The following is a 19,549-nucleotide window of genomic DNA, read 5'->3' as shown; positions in this document are numbered from 1 at the left end:
TCTCGTAGGCCTGATAAGCGCAGCGCATCAGGCGCAAAGCATCTTACTTAGTAGCTGCTTGCGCTTTTACCGTCGCCGTGACCGAGTGCTTTCAGCAGGCTCGCCAGCAGGCTGGATGCGCCGAAACGGTAGTGACGGGAATCCGCCCAGTCTGCGCCGAACAGTTCGTCGGCAATCGCCAGGAACTGCTGCGCATCTTCTGCACTGCGTACGCCGCCTGCCGGTTTGAAGCCAACGGTTTTAGACACGCCCATATCACGGATCACTTCCATCATGATGCGCGCGCTTTCCGGGGTGGCGTTAACCGGCACCTTACCGGTAGAGGTTTTGATGAAATCCGCGCCCGCTTTAATAGAGATTTCAGACGCTTTACGAATCAGCGCTTCTTCTTTCAGTTCACCGGTTTCGATGATCACTTTCAGCAGTACGTTTGCCGCAGCGCAGGCGTCTTTACACGCTTTCACCAGGTCGAAGCCGATCTGCTCGTTGCCAGCGATCAGTGCGCGGTACGGGAAAACCACGTCAACTTCGTCAGCACCGTAGGCGATTGCCGCGCGGGTTTCCGCCAGCGCAATATCGATATCGTCGTTACCGTGCGGGAAGTTAGTGACGGTGGCGATGCGGATATCCGGCGTGCCCTGCTCGTTCAGGGTTTTACGCGCAATCGGGATAAAACGCGGGTAGATGCAGACCGCCGCCGTGTTGCCGACCGGGGTTTTCGCCTGATGACACAGCGCAATCACTTTCGCATCAGTGTCGTCTTCGTTCAGGGTGGTCAGGTCCATCAGTTTTAATGCACGCAGACTGCTTGCCGTTAAATCAGTCATTTTGTTCTCCGACTTTAAAATTTCACCTTGCGGGTATGTGACTATTGTAACACTCCCCCGCACTTACACTTCGACACTCATCACAGTTAATGAAACAAACGTACAAATTTGCATAACCATAATGAGACATTAATCAAACTTCTCGTTCTTCCAGCGCAAGAAAACACGTGGATCGCCGTATGGGATCAAAAGATCGCTACGCGCTTTTTCCTACACTTCGCCCATCTCTCGCCTGAGGAATACACCATGCCAACATCAACCTCTTCATCGCTGCTGCAGCAGTGCCAGAAAATTGTGACAAGCCCAGTTTTAAGCCCGGAACAGAAACGCCATTTTCTGGCGCTGGAGGCGGAAAATGCACTGCCTTATCCGGCGCTAACACCCGCTGCGCAAGCCGCGCTGGCGGAGGGCGTTATCTGCGATATGTTCGAAGGCCACGCACCTTACAAGCCGCGTTATGTCCTGCCGGACTACGCGCGTTTTCTGGCAAACGGTTCCGAATGGCTGGAGCTGGAAGGCGCTCAGGATCTGGATGATGCGCTCTCTTTGCTCACCATTCTTTATCACCACGTCCCTTCCGTGACCGCCATGCCGGTGTTCCTCGGGCATCTCGATGAACTGTTGATGCCATATGTTAGAATTCTAACACAAGAAGAAATCAATAGCCGAATAAAACGTTTCTGGCGCTATCTCGATCGCACGCTCCCCGATGCCTTCACGCATGTGAATATTGGCCCCGCAGATACACCAATAACGCGCGCTATTCTCCGCGCAGATGCAGAGCTGAAGCAGGTCGCGCCAAATCTCACCTTTATCTACGATCCAGAAATCACTCCTGACGATCTGCTGCTGGAAGTCAGCAAAAATATTTGTGAGTGCAGCAAACCACACATCGCCAACGGCCCAATAAATGATAATATTTTCACAAAAGGTCACTATGGTATTGTGAGCTGTTACAACAGCCTGCCGATGGCGGGCGGTGGTAGCACACTGGTACGCCTCAATTTGCAGGAGGTTGCGAAACGCAGCACTTCGACTGAAACGTTCTTTAGCCAGATGCTGCCGCACTACTGCCAGCAGCAAATCGACATCATCGACGCCCGCTGCGCCTTCCTCTATGAGCAATCGCACTTCTTTGATCATAGCTTCCTGGTAACAGAAGGTCTGATCGATCCTGATCGTTTTGTGCCCATGTTCGGCATCTATTCTCTGGCGGAAGCGGTCAATATTCTCTGCGAGAAAGACGGTCTTCGCGCCCGCTATGGCAAAGATCCTCAGGCCAATGCGCTGGGCTACCGTATCAGTGAACAGCTCGCGGAATTTGTCTCGAAGACGCCCGTACGCTACGGCTGGCAACAGCGCGCAATGTTGCATGCGCAATCAGGAATCAGCTCCGATATCGGCACCACGCCGGGCGCTCGTCTGCCTTATGGCGATGAGCCTGACCCGGTGAGTCATCTGCTGGCGGTTGCGCCACATCACGCGCACTATCCAGCGGGGATCAGCGATATCCTGACGCTTGATGAAACGGTGAAACGTAACCCGCAGGCGGTGATGCAGCTTTGTCTGGGTGCGTTTAAAGTGGGTATGCGCGAGTTCAGCGCCAACATTAGCGGCAACGATCTGGTGCGCGTCACGGGTTACATGGTGCGTTTGTCGGATCTCGAAAAGTATCGCGCCGACGGTTCGCGGACCAATACCACCTGGCTGGGTGAAGAAGCCGCGCGCAATACGCGCATTCTGGAACGCCAACCGCGAGTAGTCAGTCATGAACAGCAGATGCGCTTTAGTCAGTAAAATCATCCCCTTCTCGTGCGTGGATGGGCCAGGCAGCCGCCTGGCCCTGTTCCTGCAAGGGTGTAATCTGCGCTGCAAAAACTGCCATAACCCGTGGACGATGGGGCGCTGTAACGATTGTGGCGAATGTGTTTTGCATTGCCCACACGATGCGCTTTCCATTCAGGGGGGACGCGTTTACTGGCAGGAGGATGCCTGCCAGCAATGCGACACCTGCCTGCAAATATGTCCACAACAGGCAACGCCAATGGCCCAGCTCTGGAGCATGGAGCAGATTCTCCAGCAGATCGCCCGCGCCGCGCCATTTATTGAGGGCATCACCGTCAGCGGTGGCGAGGCCACTACGCAGTTACCGTTCGTCTGCGCGCTGTTTGAACAGATTCGCCAGTCGTCGGCCCTGCGCCATCTCACCTGCCTGGTCGACAGCAACGGCGAGCTTTCCATGGCTGGCTGGGAGAAACTCAGTCCGTTATGTGACGGCGTGATGGTGGATTTAAAAGCCTGGAGTGAGAATACGCATCAGTCACTAACTGGGCGAAGCAATCAGCGTATCAAGGCGAGCATTCGCTGGCTGGCAGAGCGTGGCTTACTGGCAGAATTGCGTTTGTTGGTTATTCCGCAACAAACTGATTATCTGCAAGAGATAGAGGCGTTAAGCGCATTTATTCACGAACTGGGTAAGGTGCCGGTGCGGCTAAATGCCTTTCATGCGCACGGCGTTTATGGCGAGGCTAAAAGGTGGCGCAGCGCCGGGCCAGACGACATTGACGCACTGGCGCAGGCGCTACGGGCCAGAGGGATAAAACAGATTATCCCTCCGGCGCTGTATTTATAGTGCGAGGAACACCCCGGCGATGGTGGCGCTCATCAGGTTTGAGAGCGTCCCCGCCGCCACGGCGCGCAGACCAAGCTGGGCGATATCCTGGCGACGACTCGGTGCCATGCCGCCCAATCCGCCAATCAGAATCGCAATTGACGACAGGTTCGCAAAGCCGCACAGGGCAAACGAAATAATCGCTTTAGTGTGGGCAGAAATAACCTGTAATCCCGCAGCTGTCACCTCGGCATCTGGCTTAAGATATTCGCCGAAGTTCATATAAGCCACAAACTCGTTGATGATGAGCTTCTGGCCGATAAATGAGCCCGCCACGGTTGCTTCGCTCCACGGTACGCCAATCACCCACGCCAGCGGTGAGAAGACCCAACCGAGGATCATCTGCAGCGACAGATCCGGATGGTTAAACCAACCCCCAATCCCGGAGAGCATGCCGTTCAACAGAGCAATCAGCGCGATAAATGCCAGCAGCATCGCCCCCACGTTTAATGCCAGTTGCATACCAGAAGCGGCGCCAGAAGCCGCAGCATCCAGAACGTTAGCCGGAGCATCCGGATTGTTGGCTTCTGCTTCCAGATTCGGCGAATCATTAGGTTTTTCCGTTTCCGGCACGATGATTTTCGCAAACAGCAGGCCGCCCGGTGCCGCCATGAACGATGCGGCAATCAGGTACTCCAGCGGCACGCCCATCTGCGCGTAGCCTGCCAGCACAGAACCTGCCACAGACGCCAGGCCACCACACATCACCGCGAACAGTTCAGAACGCGTCATGGTCGCGATGTACGGACGCACCACCAGCGGCGCTTCGGTTTGCCCGACGAAAATATTCGCCGTCGCGGAAAGCGATTCCGTACGCGAGGTTTTCAGCACGGCACGCAGCGCACCACCCAGAATTCGGATGACAAACTGCATAATGCCGAGATAGTAAAGCACCGCGATCAGCGAGGAGAAGAAGACGATAACCGGCAGCACGCGCAGCGCGAAAACAAAGCCGCCACCGCCGAAGACTTCAAACATTTTATCGGATACCAGCCCACCAAACAGGAAGCCGATACCCTCGTTACCATAAGCGATGACGTTCGCCACGCCTTCGGACATCGCCAGCAGCACCTTGCGCCCGGCGGGAACATAGAGAATAAGCGCACCAATTCCAACCTGAATCAGCCAGGCACCCAGCACAGTTCGGAGATTGATCGCTCGACGATTATTGGACAGAAGTAAGGCAATGGCCAGCAGCACCACCATGCCGATAAGTCCCATGAGGATTTGCATACAGAGTCCCTGTGTATTGAAACGTTGAAAAATGGAGCAACATAACGCGCCACGATTATAACGTTCCGTCACTATCCTTCTCGCGTGACATCACATATTTTACGCAATACCCAGAGAGCAAAAGTAAATATTGAGACTTAAATCACATTAGCCCTTCACAAATCAGAAAAAGAGCTGACTGCTGTTACGCCATAAGGCCTCAGCAATTTCAGCGGGAGCTTCATCCCGTAACGTGCAAAGTTCATTGAACACCTGCGCCACGCGTTCCGGGCGATTGGGCTGCCCCTGATAACCGTTTAACGGCATATCGGGCGCATCTGTTTCCAGCACCAGTGCACTGAGCGGAAGTTGTGCCATAACAGCGCGCGTTTTGCTGGCTCGCGGGTAAGTGATCGTGCCGCCGACGCCAATCTTGTACCCCAGTTCGACAAATCGCTCCGCCTGTTGCAGGCTGCCGGAAAAACCATGTACTACTCCCGTACGTGGCAGCGCATGACGCTTAAGATGCATCGCCAGTTTGTCATGGGTTCGACGTGAATGCAGGATCACGGGCAAATCGTACTTTTTCGCCAGTTGCAGTTGCGCATCCAGCAACCGTTGCTGGCGTTCAAACTGCGGGTCTTGACGATAGAGATCGAGACCAATCTCGCCGACGGCAATCAGTTTTTCCGGCTTTGACGCCAGCGCCGTCTCCAGTGCTTCCAGGCTTCTGTCATCATGATTTTCAATGACAATAGGATGCAGACCCAGTGCGGCATACAGCGGCGGATGTTGGGAAGCCAGCCAAAGCACCGTATCAAAACGCAATGCTTCTGTTGCCGGAACAATAATTTTTTCGACACCCGCCTGCGCGGCCAGTGCAAGGCTCGCGGTTTCATCACCGGTGAACGGCGGGAAATCAAAGTGACAATGGGTATCGATAAAAAGAAAGGTCATACGGTTTTCTCCGGCCACGTGCAGCGTTTCAGTGTACCCCATTTGGTTTATGGTTTTGTAGGCCGGAAAAGGCGGTACGCCGCCATCCGGCAGCCGCGCATAAACGACAAAAGCCAGTCCGAAGACTGGCTTTATAAATTGTCTGTATCAAACGCTACGGGCGTCTGCGGCCCATAAACAGGCTGACCAGGAACAGGATGATACCGACGATGAATACAATTTTCGCCGCGCCTGCTGCGGTACCCGCTAAACCACCAAAGCCCAGTGCAGCGGCAATTAACGCGATAACCAGAAAGATAATGCCCCAACGAAACATACGATTCTCCTTTACCAAAGTTAATGTCACCGCTTAACAACGCACTCAGGCGACACCAGCAATCTTAAAAATTAAAAATACTTCAATATTTTCCTGAACCGCCTTACGGCGTTTTCAGGTCATTTTCTACGCTTTTCACACCGTCAATGGCTTTGGCAATACTTTCCGCGCGTTCCACCTGCGCTTTAGATTCAACCGTACCGGTCAGCGTCACGACGCCGTCGGTGGTCTCAACTTTCACTTTGCGTGACGGGACAATGTCATCAGCCAGCAGTTTGGCCTTCACCTCACTGGTGGTTGCCGCATCACCTGCATAGCCTTTCATGCTGTCCGCTTTGCCTTCACGGATAGTCAGTTTGTTTTCAACGCTGCTTACACCCTCAACCCCTTTTGCCAGGGACGTCGCCTGGTCTGATTGAGACTGGTTGTCGACCGTACCGCTTAAGATCACGACCTTGTTTTCGGTTTTCACCGAAATATCGGTGCTTTTAATCGCATCATGATCAACCAGCGCCGCTTTTACTTTCGCGGTGATGGCGCTGTCATCCATAAAGTTGCCGACTTTGTTCATCGAACTGTCAACTTTCTGTCCCGCGTCAGTGGCCGCATTGCTTTCAGCCAATGCAGAACCGCTCATCACCGCAGAGCCCAGAATGACGGCCAGCAACGTTTTTCCCATTTTCATCTTAGTCATCATCATATCTCCTTGTATTGCCCGGTTTTTGAGCACCCGACACAGTGGCCGTCATGCTGTTGAGGACGACACCCGTCCTGTTAGTAGTTATACATACTGCGATAAGTAATTTTGATGGGTTAATGCGCTAAGATTTACAAATAACAAAGTGCATTAAACCAGCAACTCGCTCATCACTCTGTTAAATATAGAACACTCTCGGCAGCTTGCAGGCGTAATTGACTAAAAAACCAGCAAAGTGCATGAGAATGGGGTGCAATTAAGAACTTTCCGCAGAAGGGAAAAGGGAGGGGTAAAACGCGGAAGCACGGCGCTGGCCGTGCTTCCGGGGGAGATTAGTGCTCGCGAGTTTTGCGGAACTCGACATCAGGGTAACGTTCCTGCGTCAGGTTCAGGTTAACCATCGTTGGCGCGATATAGGTCAGATTATCGCCACCATCCAGCGCCAGTTGCACTTCGTTCTTACGTTTGAACTCTTCGAATTTCTTCACGTCTTTGCCTTCTACCCAACGGGCAGTGGCGACGTTCACCGATTCGTAAATCGCTTCAACGTTGTATTCGCTTTTCAGGCGCGCCACAACCACGTCAAACTGCAGCACACCCACCGCGCCGACGATCAAATCGTTGTTGGCGATAGGCCGGAAGACCTGTACTGCGCCCTCTTCTGAAAGCTGTACCAGCCCTTTAAGCAACTGTTTTTGCTTCAGCGGATCGCGCAGACGAATACGACGGAACAGTTCCGGCGCGAAGTTCGGAATGCCGGTGAACTTCATCATTTCGCCCTGGGTGAAGGTGTCACCAATCTGAATGGTGCCGTGGTTATGCAGGCCGATAATGTCGCCCGGATAGGCTTCTTCCACGTGAGAACGGTCGCCCGCCATAAAGGTCAGCGCGTCAGAAATGACCACGTCTTTACCAATACGCACCTGACGTAGCTTCATGCCTTTCTCATACTTACCCGAAACGACACGCATAAACGCTACGCGGTCACGGTGTTTCGGGTCCATGTTGGCCTGAATTTTAAAGACGAAGCCAGAAAACTTCTCTTCAGCTGCAACAACTTCACGGGTATCTGTTTTACGCGGCATCGGCGCAGGCGCCCACTCCACCAGGCCATCCAGCATGTGATCAACACCGAAGTTACCCAATGCGGTACCGAAGAATACCGGGGTGATTTCACCGGCCAGGAACAGCTCTTCATCGAATTCGTTCGATGCGCCCTGAACCAGCTCCAGTTCATCACGCAGTTGCTGCGCCAGATCTTCACCGACAGCGGCATCCAGTTCCGGGTTATTCAGCCCTTTTACGATGCGCACTTCCTGAATGGTGTGGCCTTTACCGGTCTGATAAAGATAGGTTTCATCTTTATAGAGATGGTAAACACCTTTAAACAGTTTGCCGCAGCCAATCGGCCAGGTGATCGGCGCACAGCCGATTTTCAGCTCGTTTTCCACTTCATCCAGCAACTCCATCGGGTCGCGGATATCACGGTCGAGTTTGTTCATAAAGGTGAGGATCGGCGTATCGCGCAGACGGGTGACTTCCATCAGCTTACGGGTACGATCTTCTACGCCTTTCGCAGCATCGATAACCATCAGGCAGCAGTCCACCGCCGTCAGGGTACGATAAGTATCTTCCGAGAAGTCTTCGTGCCCAGGGGTGTCCAGCAGGTTCACCAGGCAATCGTGATACGGGAACTGCATCACCGACGTGGTGATAGAAATACCACGCTGTTTTTCCATCTCCATCCAGTCAGATTTCGCATGCTGGCTGGAGCCACGGCCTTTTACCGTACCCGCAGTCTGAATTGCCTGTCCGAACAGAAGAACCTTTTCGGTAATCGTCGTTTTACCGGCATCCGGGTGGGAAATAATGGCAAAAGTGCGGCGCTTCGCCACCTCTTGCAAATAAGGGGACAACGTCATAATGGGATCTTCTTTCCAGGCGCAGCAAAGCGCTGCGCACGTTAAATACGAAAAATTGCGGCTATTTTACCCATCAAAGGGGGACAGGCAATCACTGTTTACACAGGAGTAACTCCAGTTCGCTTAATGACGAAACGGTATAGTCGGGTTTGATGCCTTCCGGCAGCGGCTGCTGGTGCGCATTCAGCCAGCAGGTAGACCATCCCGCGTTCATGCCACCGAGGATATCCGACGCCGCAGTATCACCGACCATTAATATGCGCGAAGGGTCCGGTTTACCGGCTAATTCCCGCGCGTGGTCGAAAATTCGGCGGTCAGGTTTAGCGACGCCGACCTCTTCAGAAATAATCAGTAAATCAAAGTGATTGCGAAAACCGGTGCGCTCAAGGCGAATCTGCTGCAACGACGTAAAACCGTTGGTGATGATCCCCATTTTCACTTTGCCTTTCAGCGCGTTGATAAGCGAGGCCGCACCCGGCAGCGGCGCACAGATTTCCGCCATCGCATTCATAAACGCGTCGTTCAGCTCTTCCGGGGGTACGCTAAGCTGCTCACCCCAGCCAACAAAACGCTGGCGCTGAAGCTGCAACGAGGTGATTGCCCCGTTCTGGTAATCCACCCACAACGGTTTGTTTACGGCCTGGTAGTCCTGAAAATCTTCGGCGGTAAAGGTCACGCTATAGTCGAGAAACATCCGCTGTAAGCCGCTGAAAGAATCAAACGTGAACAACGTTTCGTCGGCGTCAAAGAAAATCCAGTCCCACTTCATCATATCACCTTGTTTTACTTACATACTGAGCGGCAAAGCCATCACAATCGCATCTTCATGCCCGTCAACTGTCGGGTAGTAATTGCGGCGAATCGTCGCTTCGTTAAAACCTAAACTCTCGTAGAGCGCAATGGCGGGCGCGTTCGAGGCGCGTACTTCCAGCCATAGCGTGGCGACGCCACGCTTCTCGACGTCGTCAATCACGTGTTCCAGTAACTCACGACCCAGCCCGCGACGTTGATAAGCGGGATCGACCGCAATATTGAATAGCGTCGCTTCATCCAGCACTATCTGAGTGATGGCGAAAGCAGCCAGTTCGTCGCCAACGGTTAGCTTCAGGTTCAGATAACGTTCACCCTGATTGCTGGCGAAGGTTTTTTCACTCCACGGAAAGGCGTGGGCGCGTTTTTCAATCTGCCAGGCCGCGGGAAGATCAGTCGTGCTGAGGGTAGAAATCGTGTTCATGTGCGCAAATTTGTTGCCAAAGCGCGGCGCGTGCTGGCGCGCTGGCTTTTAATTCGTTAAAGGCTGGCGTTGAAACCTGAGCCCCTTCCAGCGAGACGGGCTCATCATTACCAAGGCGCCAGCAGTTGCAGCGTTTACCCTGCGGTAGCATCGCCACTTTTTCAGGCGTGAGTTGCAGGACGCGGTCTGGCGTAAGCTGCAAGGCGCGCAGTACATCGCTAATCAGCGGTTCCGTTAGCGACGGCAGTTCATCGGCGACCATCACCAGCTGGATGTGCTCCGGTAGCGAAATCGCAATCTCTCCCTGCAACGCCGTTGGGCGGCGCAGTGACCACTGGGTGATGCCCAACTGTTGTAATTGCCAGTCTCGCCGGGATGTCATGTGAAACGCTCCTGTCTATCAAGGGCGCAAATATAGCAAACTCAGCGAAACTGCGCCAATTACGCGCTCGCGAGTAAACAACAGTGTATAATCGCCGCCATGTTTAACGAAGGAGCTTTTCATGTCTGCTTTTACCCCGGCAAGTGAAGTCTTGCTGCGCCACAGTGATGATTTCGAACAAAGCCGTATTCTGTTTGCCGGAGATTTGCAGGATGACCTGCCTGCCCGCCTCGACACGGCATTCAGCCGCGCCCATACCCAGCAGTTCCACCACTGGCAGGTATTGAGCCAGCAAATGGGCGAAAATGTGCGCTACAGCCTGGTGGCCGAAGCGGCAGATGTTGCCGACTGCGACACCTTTATCTATTACTGGCCGAAGAACAAGCCAGAAGCCCAGTTCCAGCTGATGAATATTCTGTCACTGCTGCCGCTTGGCACCGATATTTTTGTGGTCGGTGAAAACCGCAGCGGCGTGCGCAGCGCCGAACAAATGCTGGCGGATTACGCACCGCTGAACAAAGTCGACAGCGCCCGTCGCTGCGGCTTGTACCATGGTCGTCTGGAAAAACAGACCACCTTTGATGTGGAAAAACAGTGGGGCGAGTATCAGCTCGACGGCCTGACTATCAAAACGCTGCCGGGCGTATTTAGCCGCGATGGGCTGGACGTGGGCAGCCAGCTGTTGCTCTCCACCCTGACGCCGCACACCAAAGGTAAAGTGCTGGATGTCGGTTGCGGCGCGGGCGTGTTAGCCGCGATGCTTGCCAGCCATTCGCCAAAAGTGCGTTTAACCCTGTGCGACGTAAGCGCACCAGCGGTCGAAGCCAGCCGCGCAACCCTTGCGGCGAACGGCTTTGAAGGTGAAGTATTTGCCAGCAACGTCTTCTCCGAAGTAAAAGGCCGCTTCGATATGATTATCTCCAACCCACCGTTCCACGATGGCCTGCAAACCAGCCTCGATGCCGCACAAACGCTGATTCGTACCGCCGTGCGTCACCTGAACAGCGGCGGTGAGCTGCGCATTGTGGCGAACGCCTTCCTACCGTACCCGGCGATCCTCGACGAAACCTTTGGTTTCCACGAAGTTATCGCGCAGACCGGTCGTTTCAAGGTGTATCGCGCCATCATGACCCGTCAGGCGAAGAAAGCCTAATCGGCACCCCTGCCGGATGCGGCGTACCGCCTTATCCGGCCTACCGATCCCGTAGGCCTGATAAGCAAAGCGCATCAGGCGCAGAATAATCGCCGTTTTTTGCAGCAATCGCGCGACATCCAATAATTAACTATTGACGTCAAGCTGAAAATCTCTAGAATGCGCCTCCGTGGTAACGATACTTTTTACGGTATCGATGGTATGCGAAGGTGGCGGAATTGGTAGACGCGCTAGCTTCAGGTGTTAGTGTCCTTTCGGACGTGGGGGTTCAAGTCCCCCCCCTCGCACCATAAAAAACCACGTTATATCGCTCGCACTGTGCGAAGGTGGCGGAATTGGTAGACGCGCTAGCTTCAGGTGTTAGTGTTCTTACGGACGTGGGGGTTCAAGTCCCCCCCCTCGCACCAACGAGGGCGATATAAACAACGAGATATCTGTGCGAAGGTGGCGGAATTGGTAGACGCGCTAGCTTCAGGTGTTAGTGTCCTTACGGACGTGGGGGTTCAAGTCCCCCCCCTCGCACCAGTCCTCGTTCTCTCCCAGTTGTTCTTTCCTGTTTTACTCCATCATTTTACGTTCATCACAATTAGCATTAAACCGCTTATCAGCGCGACGCACGACGGCAGCAATACGTAATGACGCCATTGTCGATGCCAGATCATCACGCAGCTCAGCAGCATGCCAACGGTAATAATCCCGCGCCAGGCGTCCATCGATAGCCCAATCAGGCCAAGAACAAAAATCGCCATTCCTGAGATCAGCACGCCCCAACCACTGCCTAACGTTCTCATCAACATGGTTTCATCTCTTAAATAGATAATGATAACCAATATCATATGATAATTTTTATCATTTGAGAACTCCATGAATTGATAACTTTCGCTTACGTATAATGACATGGCGGTTGTAAGGTGATAAATTGTGCGACCGTAAACTTCCCCCTCTTAATTCCTGGGGTTTGCGTGCACTTCTCGCATGCTCTATTTTGTCTCGTTCACAGCTGGCGGCCTTTACTTAATAACCAGAAGATTAATCACGATCTCTTATGACAGTACAATCCTGGCGGTCTTTGCACAGCAAAAAGTATCAGCTCACGCTGAGGCTCTTCCTTTTTCTCAATCTGGTGTCGTCGCTATTTTCGTTATTGAACCCTATCTATAAAGTTCATGCGTTTACGCTTCCCCTCACGTTTATTTTGGGCATAAGTAGCGTACTGTTACTCTGGCACTGGTTAAATGCAGAGCGAAAATTCTATCTACCCGTAATTTCAGTTATTTTTGGCTGTTTATGGGCCTGGCACATCGTCATAAAAATGCCGGGCACGCATCCGGATGAAATTAATTTCTTAATCGTCGTCTTGCTCAACGTATTGTTCATTGGCACCATCGCCTTTTCGAATAATATCGTGGCGTTCCTGCTGCACTCACTGCCAGTATTTATCACCTGTCTGCTGTTCAGTGACAGTGAACAATGGGCAAGGATGGCATTCTGTCTTGCGCTGCCCATTGTCGGCATTAGCATTCAGCATCTGATTGAAAAGCGTAACGACGCCTTTGCTCAGAGCCTGATGCACAAGCTTCTGGCAGAGCGGGAAACGCTAAATGATTTAAGTATGCTCGATCCCTTAACCGGGCTGTATAACCGGCGTGGCTTCCAGCACCGTTTCGCCACGCTTATGTCACTGGCACCGGAAAGTCATTATGTTCTGTTGCTGGATATCGACCATTTCAAAGCCTATAACGATCACTATGGCCATATGATGGGCGATCAGGCGCTGATTCAGGTTTCCGCTGCGGTGCGCGATGCTGTGCGCTCACGCGATATTGTGACACGCTTCGGCGGCGAAGAGTTCGTTGTCCTGCTGGCAAACAGCAATGCAGATAGCGCCCAACGTGCCGCAGAGCGTATCCGCCAGAAAGTGTATGATCTGAAAATCCCGCACATTCTGAACGCCAGCGTGGCAACCAACGTGACCATCAGTATTGGCATCGCCCCACTGGAAGGCGAACAGATTGATAAAGCGCTAGAAAATGCTGATAAAGCCCTCTATGAGGCCAAGCGCCTGGGCCGCAACCATATACTGACCAGCGACGCCCTCCCCCAGTACTAACATCACAACCCGAGCGTAAAGAATACAAATTCCTTGCGCTCGGTTTTATCTATAGCTAGGATTGGCAATCATTATCATTTAGATTTGTATCCAGCGAATTCTATGGCCTATCGTTCCGCACCGATTGCAGAGGATATTATCTGGCGAGCGCCGCTTCCAACACGTGAGCAAACGCTGGCTGAGTCCGTGCGCGACAAAATCGCCGAACAGCGCCCGCATATGCTGGAATGCTTCAAACTTGATGAGCCTCACCCGGCGCACGCTAAAACTCTGGCGGAGTGGATGCGCCCCACGGAGCTGAGCTCACTGCTGGCGCTCTATTCCGATCACATCTACCGTAACCAGCCCACCATGACGCGAGAGAACAAACCGCTGATCTCGTTGTGGGCGCAATGGTATATCGGCCTGATGGTGCCGCCCCTGATGCTGGCGTTGCTGACCGAAGAGGCTGCGCTTGACCTCTCACCGGCACATTTTCACGTCGAATTTCATGAAACGGGCCGTGCAGCCTGTTTCTGGGTCGATGTGCAGGAAGATGAACATGCCAGCCAGGCTTCATCCTCACATCGCATGGAAATGCTGATTAACCAGGCTTTGGTCCCGGTTGTTGAGGCCCTTGAAGCCACGGGAGACATTAACGGAAAACTTATCTGGAGCAATACCGGCTATCTGATTAACTGGTATCTGGGTGAGATGAAAACCGTGCTGGGCGAAGAACAAGTTAACAACTTGCGCCAACAACTCTTCTTCGCGAAAACCCTTTCCTGCGGCCAGGACAATCCGCTATGGCGCACCGTTGTGCCACGCGAAGGGTTATTGGTTCGCCGTACCTGCTGTCAGCGTTACCGCCTGCCGGATGTTCAGCAATGCGGTGACTGCACGCTGAAATAATTAGCTCGAGCAATGCCCGATGCGCAAGCTTATCGGGCCTACAAAACACAAAATATCACCGGTAGGCCGGGTAAGCGCAGCGCCACCCGGCAACAATCCCGACTCAACCGTTACGCAACCTGCTGGCTCTCTTCAGCCGCACGCTGCGCTTCTTCCGCTTCCTGCGCCAGCAACTGCTTCTCATACACCTTGAAGAACGGGTAGTAGATGATGGCAGACACGCATGCTAACAGCACCACCAGAATCGCCGCGCGGAAATCCCAGCCTAAGGCCCATGCCCCGCCGATCGGTGCCGGAGCCGTCCACGGCACAACCGAGATCACGCGGCCAATGAGGTCCAGTTTCATTGCAGCCCAGGCCAGTACGGCGTTAACCATTGGCGCTAACAGGAATGGAATAAAGAACACCGGGTTCATCACGATTGGCGTACCGAAAATCACCGGTTCGTTAATGTTGAACAGGCTCGGTACGACGCTCAAACGGCCAATAGAGCGCAGATGCGCTGAACGGCTACGCAGGTAGCAGAACACCAGCCCCATGGTCGCCCCTGAGCCACCGATAACAATAAAGAAGGTCCAGAATGCTTCCATAAAAATGTGCGGCAACGGCGCGCCCTGTGCCAGCGCAGTTTGGTTCAGGCCGAGGTTGGTCAGCCAGAACATCTGCAACATCCCGGAGACAATCGCCGCCCCGTGAATACCTGCAAACCACAGCAGGTGACCAATCAGTACGGCGAGGAGAATCGCTGGCAGGGAATCCGCCGCCGATACCAGCGGTTTAAACAGCGACATAATTGCCTGCGGAATCAGCATGTCAAACTGGCTCTGAATCAGCAGGCTTAGCGGATAGAGCGTCAGCACCACCACCAGCACCGGAATCAGCAGGTCGAATGAGTTTTTGATCATCGGCGGCACCTGATCCGGCAAGCGGATACCGATGTTGTGCGCTTTCAAAAAGCGCATCAGCTCAACGCAGTAAATGGCCACCAGAATGGCGGTGAAAATCCCTGTTCCGCCAAGGCTATCAACCGGCAACGTGCCATTGGTTTTCGGCGCAGCAACCAGCAGGAACGCCATAATAGACAACATGGCGCACATAAATGGATCGAGCTGGTGGGATTTTTCGTAATGTTTGCCAAGGTTATAAGAAATCGCCGCACAGATGTAGATAGACATAATACCCATCGTCATATCGAACGGCGTCAGAATACGACCTTCAAACTCTTTCGCTAAATCTAACCACGCGCGGGCAAAGCCCCAGGTGGTATCTGGCGAAAACGGCGGATAGGCGAAGACCAGCAAGAACGAGCCGACAATCATAAACGGCATCGCGGAGATAAAGCCGTCACGAATTGCCATCACGTGACGTTGCGAGGAAATACGCCCGGCAACAGGGCTGACGTAGTTTTCAACGAACCGGAAAATTAAATTAAACGCAGTGTGACCAGCAGACATAGCAGCCCTCCTGACAGGCTTGAGACGTAAGCACAGCAACAACGATTTTGCCGCTATACAAACGCGTGTTACGCGACACGTCGTACAGGGCTTTTATTATTGGGTACAGCGTAAATGACACTCACAGTTTTAATCTCCTCTCAACGTAACTGCAACCGGTTACTGTAACCGGTTGCAGTGATTGTGAAGGAGATCCAGAAAACGCGGTTTTATCCGATTCCCTCACGGCAAATATTTACAGGATTCGAGGCTTATGACAGATTGAACGCCACAATTTTTCAGGAGATTCCAATGAGCCTGCAATCTGTGCGGCAATTCTTCGCCGAGCACGCCCCCGATATTGAGATTATCGAATCAGGACAAAGTACCGCTACCGTCGCCCTGGCCGCCGAGGCCCATCAGGTCGAACCCGGCCAGATCGCCAAAACGCTGTCATTGAAAGTCAAAGAGCAGGTCATTCTGATCGTGGCAAAAGGCGATGCTCGTCTGGATAACAAAAAGCTGAAAACCACCTTTGGCGCAAAAGCCCGGATGCTAAGTAGCGATGAAGTCGTAACGTTGACAGGCCACCCGGTTGGCGGTGTCTGCCCGTTTGGCCTGGAAAACCCGCTAGCCGTTTATTGTGATGTGTCTTTGCAGCAGTATGCAGAAGTCCTGCCTGCCGCCGGATCCACGCACAGCGCCGTGCGGATATCCCCCGAACGCATTGCGCAACTTACCGACGCGACCTGGGTAGATGTGTGTTTGTAAGACACCTGTGCCGGAGCTTGGGTTTACGCTCCGGTTTCAGCTACAAAAAATATGACAGGTCGTCGGATAAGCCTTCCCGATCGGGCAATGACATCAGTAAATCCGCCGCACTTAGCAAGCCGATGTCAGAATTGACACCCAGTTTCGCCATGGCATTAAATTTATGCGCGCGAATAGTTTTAATATTTCGCTCAAGCCGCTCGGCGATATCCGTTAAAGAATAACCGCAGGTCATATAACGTAAAATGGCCCGTTCGGTAGGGCTTAAAAAGCGGTGATGCACGGTGATATCGCTTTCGTCCTGCGCGGGCTGTTGCGTACCGCCGCTACGCAAAAGTTCTAGGATAGTATTCTTCAGCCGGGAGAGCGGCTCTGATTTGCTCACCACACCGTTGAGCAACGTTGGGGAGAGTTGCTTAATCAGTTCCACCTCTGGCTGATCGCCAGCCAGAATGATGCGAATAATGTCTGACCTGCTGTTCGCAATTTCATCCTGAATCAACAGACTCTCGAGGCGTAATTCACGCGTACCTGACAGACAACAAATCACGGCAAAATAGTCGTCGTTCAGCATCGATTCTCTTAACGCATCAGCAGAACGGAAAAAATGAAATACATAGGGGCTTCTGGAAGAGGCGGCTAACAAATGACGCAGGCCGACTTCCGCCATCACGCAGGGTTCGACTATAGCGACATGCTGCTTTCCGTGATGCTTTTCCATTCTGCCGGTTCTCCATATGCTGAGTAGAGATTGAGTTCCTTCATTCCCTGAGTGCTGTTGATCCAGGCGTACATTTCAGCGTTGCTGCGCAATGACAACCGACGCATAGCGCTGTTCTTCTGTGCACTGATCGTTTTATTGCTCTTTTTCAACAGCGTGGCGATTTGATTAATCCCCCACCCCTTCGCCAGCAGACGTAAAACTTTACGTTCCGACAGGGTCAGCATCACCATTTTTTCATTTTCAGCATGAATATCATTGTAGTCCGGCACCAGTAACGTCTGGCTAATGCGTTCCGCAGAAACACCGCCCTGACGAATCGCCATCACGACGCGCTCAACGGGATCAGAATCAGACAACAGTGTGCTTTCCGGACGCATCAGGAATTCAACGGCAAGGGAATAATGTTGACGACCGACGAGAAAAACCCAATGAATATCACGGTATTGTGACAGTAAGGAGTAATATTGCTCGCAAACATTGTTCGGCTGATGAATATCACCCGAAAGATCAACCAGCACCAGATCAGCCCGTCGAAGCTGGAGCAGCGTGAGCTCTTCCAGAGAGTGACAAACATTCAATTCATAATCAGGGAAATGCGTGGTCATGATCGCACTTAACCCAGATTGCATCACTGGTATCTTACTGATAACGACACCGAACTTGCAGTATCCTTGTAACATAAAACCTCCGCATCCAATCGACGATCCTTTTTACGCTCACCGGTAAGGGAGATTTGTTAAAAAGGACCTGTTCTTCCTTGTTCCAGTAATACCTTTTCTTGCCTTAATAAATTAAATCAAACTGCTATAATTAAATAAGAGCCGTCACGGCAAAAGGTTAACCGATATAATATGTCACATTGTTTATAAAATGGTAATCCAAATGCAATTAGAAAAAATGAATAAGCGTGTAAGTTATAATTAAAACATTAATTGAACGTATGATTCACTTGATAGTTATTTTATTTTTGGATTGATTAAATATGCCGCTATGCCCCTCACTTTTAATCGATATAAGTGAGGGGCAAACATTTACAACGACTCGACCGCCTCATACGGTAGCCCAACATAGTTCTCTGCAATTGTCGTCAGGCCAGCGCGTGAGCCCAGATAATACTGGCGATCCGCTTCCTGCATTTTTTTATCAAACTCACTCTTATCCTGAAAATCGTGCAGCAGGTGGGTCATAAACCAGCTAAACCGTTCCCCTTTCCAGACGCGGTTGAGCGCCAGCTGCGAGTAACGATCCAGCAGGTCAGCCCGTCCGTGTTGATAATACTGGCACAGGATACGCCACAGATAATTGACGTCCGACGCCGCCAGATTTAACCCTTTCGCGCCCGTTGGCGGAACGATGTGCGCAGCATCGCCCACCAGGAACAGGCGGCCATACTGCATCGGTTCCACCACATAACTGCGCAGCGGCGCGATACTCTTCTCAAGTGAGTGACCAGTCACTAACTTCTGGCTAAGTTCCTCTGGCAGGCGGCATTTCAGCTCTTGCCAGAAGCGTTCGTCAGACCACTGTTCGACTTTTTCCGTTAACGGTACCTGTAAGTAATAACGGCTACGAGTTAGTGAGCGCTGACTACAAAGGACAAACCCGCGTTCGTGATGGGCGTAGATCAGTTCCGGATTCACCGGTGGCGTATCGGCCAGCATCCCCAACCAACCGAAAGGCCAGACACTTTCATACTCCCGTAAAATTTCGCGCGGAATAGTTTGCCGCGAAACGCCGTGAAAGCCATCGCAACCGGCGACAAAATCGCAGGTAACGCGGCAGTTTTCGCCGCCTTTGGTAAAGGTGACTGTTGGGCTGTCACTTTTGATGTCATCGATACGCACATCGCTCACCCCATAAATAGCTGGCGCGCCGCTGGACTGCCGGGCCTCCATCAGGTCACGTGTCACTTCAGTTTGTCCGTAAACCATCACGCTCTTGCCACCGGTCAGTTCACTTAACGGCACCGGAATGCGGTTGCCGTTAAACAAAAACTCCACGCCGTGATGCACCAGCCCTTCTGCATCCATCCGTTTCGCCACGCCCGCTTCGCGCAGCAAGCCAACCGTGCCGCTTTCCAGAATGCCGGCGCGGATACGCCCCAATACGTAGTCCGGCGTCTGGCGTTCCAGAATCAACGTTTGAATACCCGCGTTATGCAGCAACTGCCCCAATAGCAGCCCAGAAGGCCCCGCGCCAATAATCACTACTTGTGTCTTCATAGGGTCGCCTCATATCGGATAAGTTAA

General features: G+C 52.7%; 20 protein-coding genes and 3 tRNA genes. 9 read left to right on the top strand and 14 right to left on the bottom strand.

All coding sequences use genetic code 11. The features are described 5' to 3' along the window. Positions 1-47: 47 nt before the first annotated feature. Entirely contained in the window at positions 48-827 is a 780-nt protein-coding gene (gene deoC / locus F0Q32_RS10340) for a deoxyribose-phosphate aldolase (RefSeq protein WP_149462989.1), read from the bottom strand. 246 nt (positions 828-1,073) lie between these two features. Between deoC and F0Q32_RS10335 the strand changes: the two genes are divergently transcribed. After that, a complete protein-coding gene (locus tag F0Q32_RS10335; protein ID WP_149462988.1) occupies positions 1,074-2,624 on the top strand; it encodes a YjjI family glycine radical enzyme in 1,551 nt (516 codons plus the stop codon). Further along, on the top strand, positions 2,596-3,459 hold the full coding sequence (locus F0Q32_RS10330) for a YjjW family glycine radical enzyme activase (protein ID WP_149462987.1): 864 nt from the start codon (positions 2,596-2,598) through the stop codon (positions 3,457-3,459). The genes F0Q32_RS10335 and F0Q32_RS10330 overlap by 29 nt, the downstream gene beginning before the upstream one ends. On the opposite strand, the gene F0Q32_RS10325 is transcribed toward F0Q32_RS10330, so the two are convergent. The 8 genes from F0Q32_RS10325 to F0Q32_RS10290 all read right to left on the bottom strand — a co-directional run bounded on the left by F0Q32_RS10325 (position 3,454) and on the right by F0Q32_RS10290 (position 10,218). Continuing rightward, positions 3,454-4,731: a NupC/NupG family nucleoside CNT transporter gene (locus tag F0Q32_RS10325; protein WP_149462986.1), complete on the bottom strand. Its 1,278-nt coding sequence runs from the start codon at positions 4,729-4,731 to the stop codon at positions 3,454-3,456. The two genes, F0Q32_RS10330 and F0Q32_RS10325, sit on opposite strands and share 6 nt — an antisense overlap. 162 nt (positions 4,732-4,893) lie before the next feature. After that, positions 4,894-5,667: a TatD family hydrolase gene (locus F0Q32_RS10320; RefSeq protein ID WP_149462985.1), complete on the bottom strand. Its 774-nt coding sequence runs from the start codon at positions 5,665-5,667 to the stop codon at positions 4,894-4,896. Positions 5,668-5,821: 154 nt separating this feature from the next. Continuing rightward, positions 5,822-5,983 (bottom strand): DUF1328 domain-containing protein, encoded by a 162-nt coding sequence (locus tag F0Q32_RS10315; protein ID WP_007373037.1) that lies wholly within the window; start codon positions 5,981-5,983, stop codon positions 5,822-5,824. Positions 5,984-6,086: 103 nt separating this feature from the next. Further along, positions 6,087-6,683 (bottom strand): molecular chaperone OsmY, encoded by a 597-nt coding sequence (osmY, locus tag F0Q32_RS10310; RefSeq protein WP_149462984.1) that lies wholly within the window; start codon positions 6,681-6,683, stop codon positions 6,087-6,089. A 329-nt stretch (positions 6,684-7,012) separates the two neighbouring features. Next, complete coding sequence (gene prfC / locus F0Q32_RS10305; protein WP_149462983.1) at positions 7,013-8,602, bottom strand: peptide chain release factor 3; 1,590 nt, start codon at positions 8,600-8,602, stop codon at positions 7,013-7,015. A 91-nt stretch (positions 8,603-8,693) separates the two neighbouring features. Further along, positions 8,694-9,371 (bottom strand): pyrimidine 5'-nucleotidase, encoded by a 678-nt coding sequence (gene yjjG / locus F0Q32_RS10300; RefSeq protein ID WP_149463206.1) that lies wholly within the window; start codon positions 9,369-9,371, stop codon positions 8,694-8,696. 18 nt (positions 9,372-9,389) lie between these two features. Continuing rightward, the gene (rimI, locus tag F0Q32_RS10295; protein WP_149462982.1) at positions 9,390-9,836 is read right to left on the bottom strand and encodes a ribosomal protein S18-alanine N-acetyltransferase; all 447 of its coding nucleotides are present in this window, start codon (positions 9,834-9,836) and stop codon (positions 9,390-9,392) included. Then, complete coding sequence (locus F0Q32_RS10290; RefSeq protein ID WP_149462981.1) at positions 9,805-10,218, bottom strand: DNA polymerase III subunit psi; 414 nt, start codon at positions 10,216-10,218, stop codon at positions 9,805-9,807. Before F0Q32_RS10290 ends, rimI begins: the two co-directional genes overlap by 32 nt. A gap of 121 nt (positions 10,219-10,339) precedes the next feature. Here F0Q32_RS10290 and rsmC point away from each other — a divergent pair, with 121 nt between their 5' ends. From rsmC to F0Q32_RS10270, 4 genes are all read left to right on the top strand, one after another. Next, entirely contained in the window at positions 10,340-11,371 is a 1,032-nt protein-coding gene (rsmC, locus tag F0Q32_RS10285; RefSeq protein WP_149462980.1) for a 16S rRNA (guanine(1207)-N(2))-methyltransferase RsmC, read from the top strand. Positions 11,372-11,574: 203 nt separating this feature from the next. Further along, positions 11,575-11,661 (top strand) — tRNA-Leu (locus F0Q32_RS10280). A gap of 30 nt (positions 11,662-11,691) precedes the next feature. Continuing rightward, a tRNA-Leu gene (locus tag F0Q32_RS10275) sits at positions 11,692-11,778 on the top strand. 31 nt (positions 11,779-11,809) lie between these two features. Next, a tRNA-Leu gene (locus F0Q32_RS10270) sits at positions 11,810-11,896 on the top strand. A 41-nt stretch (positions 11,897-11,937) separates the two neighbouring features. Here F0Q32_RS10270 and F0Q32_RS10265 read toward each other — a convergent pair. Next, on the bottom strand, positions 11,938-12,168 hold the full coding sequence (locus F0Q32_RS10265; RefSeq protein ID WP_149462979.1) for a DUF1435 domain-containing protein: 231 nt from the start codon (positions 12,166-12,168) through the stop codon (positions 11,938-11,940). Positions 12,169-12,416: 248 nt separating this feature from the next. On the opposite strand from F0Q32_RS10265, the gene F0Q32_RS10260 reads away from it, so the two are divergent. Together F0Q32_RS10260 and fhuF are read left to right on the top strand one after the other, a co-directional pair. Continuing rightward, on the top strand, positions 12,417-13,481 hold the full coding sequence (locus tag F0Q32_RS10260) for a GGDEF domain-containing protein (protein WP_149462978.1): 1,065 nt from the start codon (positions 12,417-12,419) through the stop codon (positions 13,479-13,481). 102 nt (positions 13,482-13,583) lie between these two features. Then, positions 13,584-14,372 carry a siderophore-iron reductase FhuF gene (gene fhuF / locus F0Q32_RS10255; protein WP_149462977.1) on the top strand — a complete coding sequence of 263 codons (789 nt, stop codon included), beginning with the start codon at positions 13,584-13,586 and terminating at the stop codon, positions 14,370-14,372. Positions 14,373-14,482: 110 nt separating this feature from the next. On the opposite strand, the gene F0Q32_RS10250 is transcribed toward fhuF, so the two are convergent. Then, positions 14,483-15,826 (bottom strand): PTS sugar transporter subunit IIC, encoded by a 1,344-nt coding sequence (locus F0Q32_RS10250; protein ID WP_149462976.1) that lies wholly within the window; start codon positions 15,824-15,826, stop codon positions 14,483-14,485. A gap of 291 nt (positions 15,827-16,117) precedes the next feature. On the opposite strand from F0Q32_RS10250, the gene F0Q32_RS10245 reads away from it, so the two are divergent. Then, positions 16,118-16,576 carry a YbaK/EbsC family protein gene (locus F0Q32_RS10245; protein ID WP_149462975.1) on the top strand — a complete coding sequence of 153 codons (459 nt, stop codon included), beginning with the start codon at positions 16,118-16,120 and terminating at the stop codon, positions 16,574-16,576. 40 nt (positions 16,577-16,616) lie between these two features. Here the strand turns inward: F0Q32_RS10245 and bglJ are convergent, their stop codons facing one another. From bglJ to pobA, 3 genes are all read right to left on the bottom strand, one after another. Beyond that, positions 16,617-17,297 (bottom strand): DNA-binding transcriptional activator BglJ, encoded by a 681-nt coding sequence (gene bglJ / locus F0Q32_RS10240; protein WP_255475257.1) that lies wholly within the window; start codon positions 17,295-17,297, stop codon positions 16,617-16,619. After that, on the bottom strand, positions 17,261-17,980 hold the full coding sequence (locus tag F0Q32_RS10235) for a response regulator transcription factor (RefSeq protein WP_149462974.1): 720 nt from the start codon (positions 17,978-17,980) through the stop codon (positions 17,261-17,263). Before F0Q32_RS10235 ends, bglJ begins: the two co-directional genes overlap by 37 nt. 351 nt (positions 17,981-18,331) lie before the next feature. Next, entirely contained in the window at positions 18,332-19,522 is a 1,191-nt protein-coding gene (gene pobA / locus F0Q32_RS10230) for a 4-hydroxybenzoate 3-monooxygenase (RefSeq protein ID WP_149462973.1), read from the bottom strand. Positions 19,523-19,549 lie beyond the last annotated feature (27 nt).

This window comes from Pseudocitrobacter sp. 73, assembly GCF_008369545.1.
Taxonomy (GTDB): Bacteria; Pseudomonadota; Gammaproteobacteria; order Enterobacterales; family Enterobacteriaceae; genus Pseudocitrobacter; species Pseudocitrobacter vendiensis.
Note: the sequence above shows the minus strand (reverse complement) of the source record. Positions and strands in the feature narration are given on the sequence as shown.

Bases quoted from the DNA above. Each gene is read 5' to 3' on its own strand.
- deoC (WP_149462989.1), bottom strand. From the start codon at position 827: ATGACTGATTTAACGGCAAGCAGTCTGCGTGCATTAAAACTGATGGAC.
- F0Q32_RS10335 (WP_149462988.1), top strand. From the start codon at position 1,074: ATGCCAACATCAACCTCTTCATCGCTGCTGCAGCAGTGCCAGAAAATT.
- F0Q32_RS10330 (WP_149462987.1), top strand. From the start codon at position 2,596: ATGAACAGCAGATGCGCTTTAGTCAGTAAAATCATCCCCTTCTCGTGC.
- F0Q32_RS10325 (WP_149462986.1), bottom strand. From the start codon at position 4,731: ATGCAAATCCTCATGGGACTTATCGGCATGGTGGTGCTGCTGGCCATT.
- F0Q32_RS10320 (WP_149462985.1), bottom strand. From the start codon at position 5,667: ATGACCTTTCTTTTTATCGATACCCATTGTCACTTTGATTTCCCGCCG.
- F0Q32_RS10315 (WP_007373037.1), bottom strand. From the start codon at position 5,983: ATGTTTCGTTGGGGCATTATCTTTCTGGTTATCGCGTTAATTGCCGCT.
- osmY (WP_149462984.1), bottom strand. From the start codon at position 6,683: ATGATGATGACTAAGATGAAAATGGGAAAAACGTTGCTGGCCGTCATT.
- prfC (WP_149462983.1), bottom strand. From the start codon at position 8,602: ATGACGTTGTCCCCTTATTTGCAAGAGGTGGCGAAGCGCCGCACTTTT.
- yjjG (WP_149463206.1), bottom strand. From the start codon at position 9,371: ATGAAGTGGGACTGGATTTTCTTTGACGCCGACGAAACGTTGTTCACG.
- rimI (WP_149462982.1), bottom strand. From the start codon at position 9,836: ATGAACACGATTTCTACCCTCAGCACGACTGATCTTCCCGCGGCCTGG.
- F0Q32_RS10290 (WP_149462981.1), bottom strand. From the start codon at position 10,218: ATGACATCCCGGCGAGACTGGCAATTACAACAGTTGGGCATCACCCAG.
- rsmC (WP_149462980.1), top strand. From the start codon at position 10,340: ATGTCTGCTTTTACCCCGGCAAGTGAAGTCTTGCTGCGCCACAGTGAT.
- F0Q32_RS10265 (WP_149462979.1), bottom strand. From the start codon at position 12,168: ATGTTGATGAGAACGTTAGGCAGTGGTTGGGGCGTGCTGATCTCAGGA.
- F0Q32_RS10260 (WP_149462978.1), top strand. From the start codon at position 12,417: ATGACAGTACAATCCTGGCGGTCTTTGCACAGCAAAAAGTATCAGCTC.
- fhuF (WP_149462977.1), top strand. From the start codon at position 13,584: ATGGCCTATCGTTCCGCACCGATTGCAGAGGATATTATCTGGCGAGCG.
- F0Q32_RS10250 (WP_149462976.1), bottom strand. From the start codon at position 15,826: ATGTCTGCTGGTCACACTGCGTTTAATTTAATTTTCCGGTTCGTTGAA.
- F0Q32_RS10245 (WP_149462975.1), top strand. From the start codon at position 16,118: ATGAGCCTGCAATCTGTGCGGCAATTCTTCGCCGAGCACGCCCCCGAT.
- bglJ (WP_255475257.1), bottom strand. From the start codon at position 17,297: ATGGAAAAGCATCACGGAAAGCAGCATGTCGCTATAGTCGAACCCTGC.
- F0Q32_RS10235 (WP_149462974.1), bottom strand. From the start codon at position 17,980: ATGTTACAAGGATACTGCAAGTTCGGTGTCGTTATCAGTAAGATACCA.
- pobA (WP_149462973.1), bottom strand. From the start codon at position 19,522: ATGAAGACACAAGTAGTGATTATTGGCGCGGGGCCTTCTGGGCTGCTA.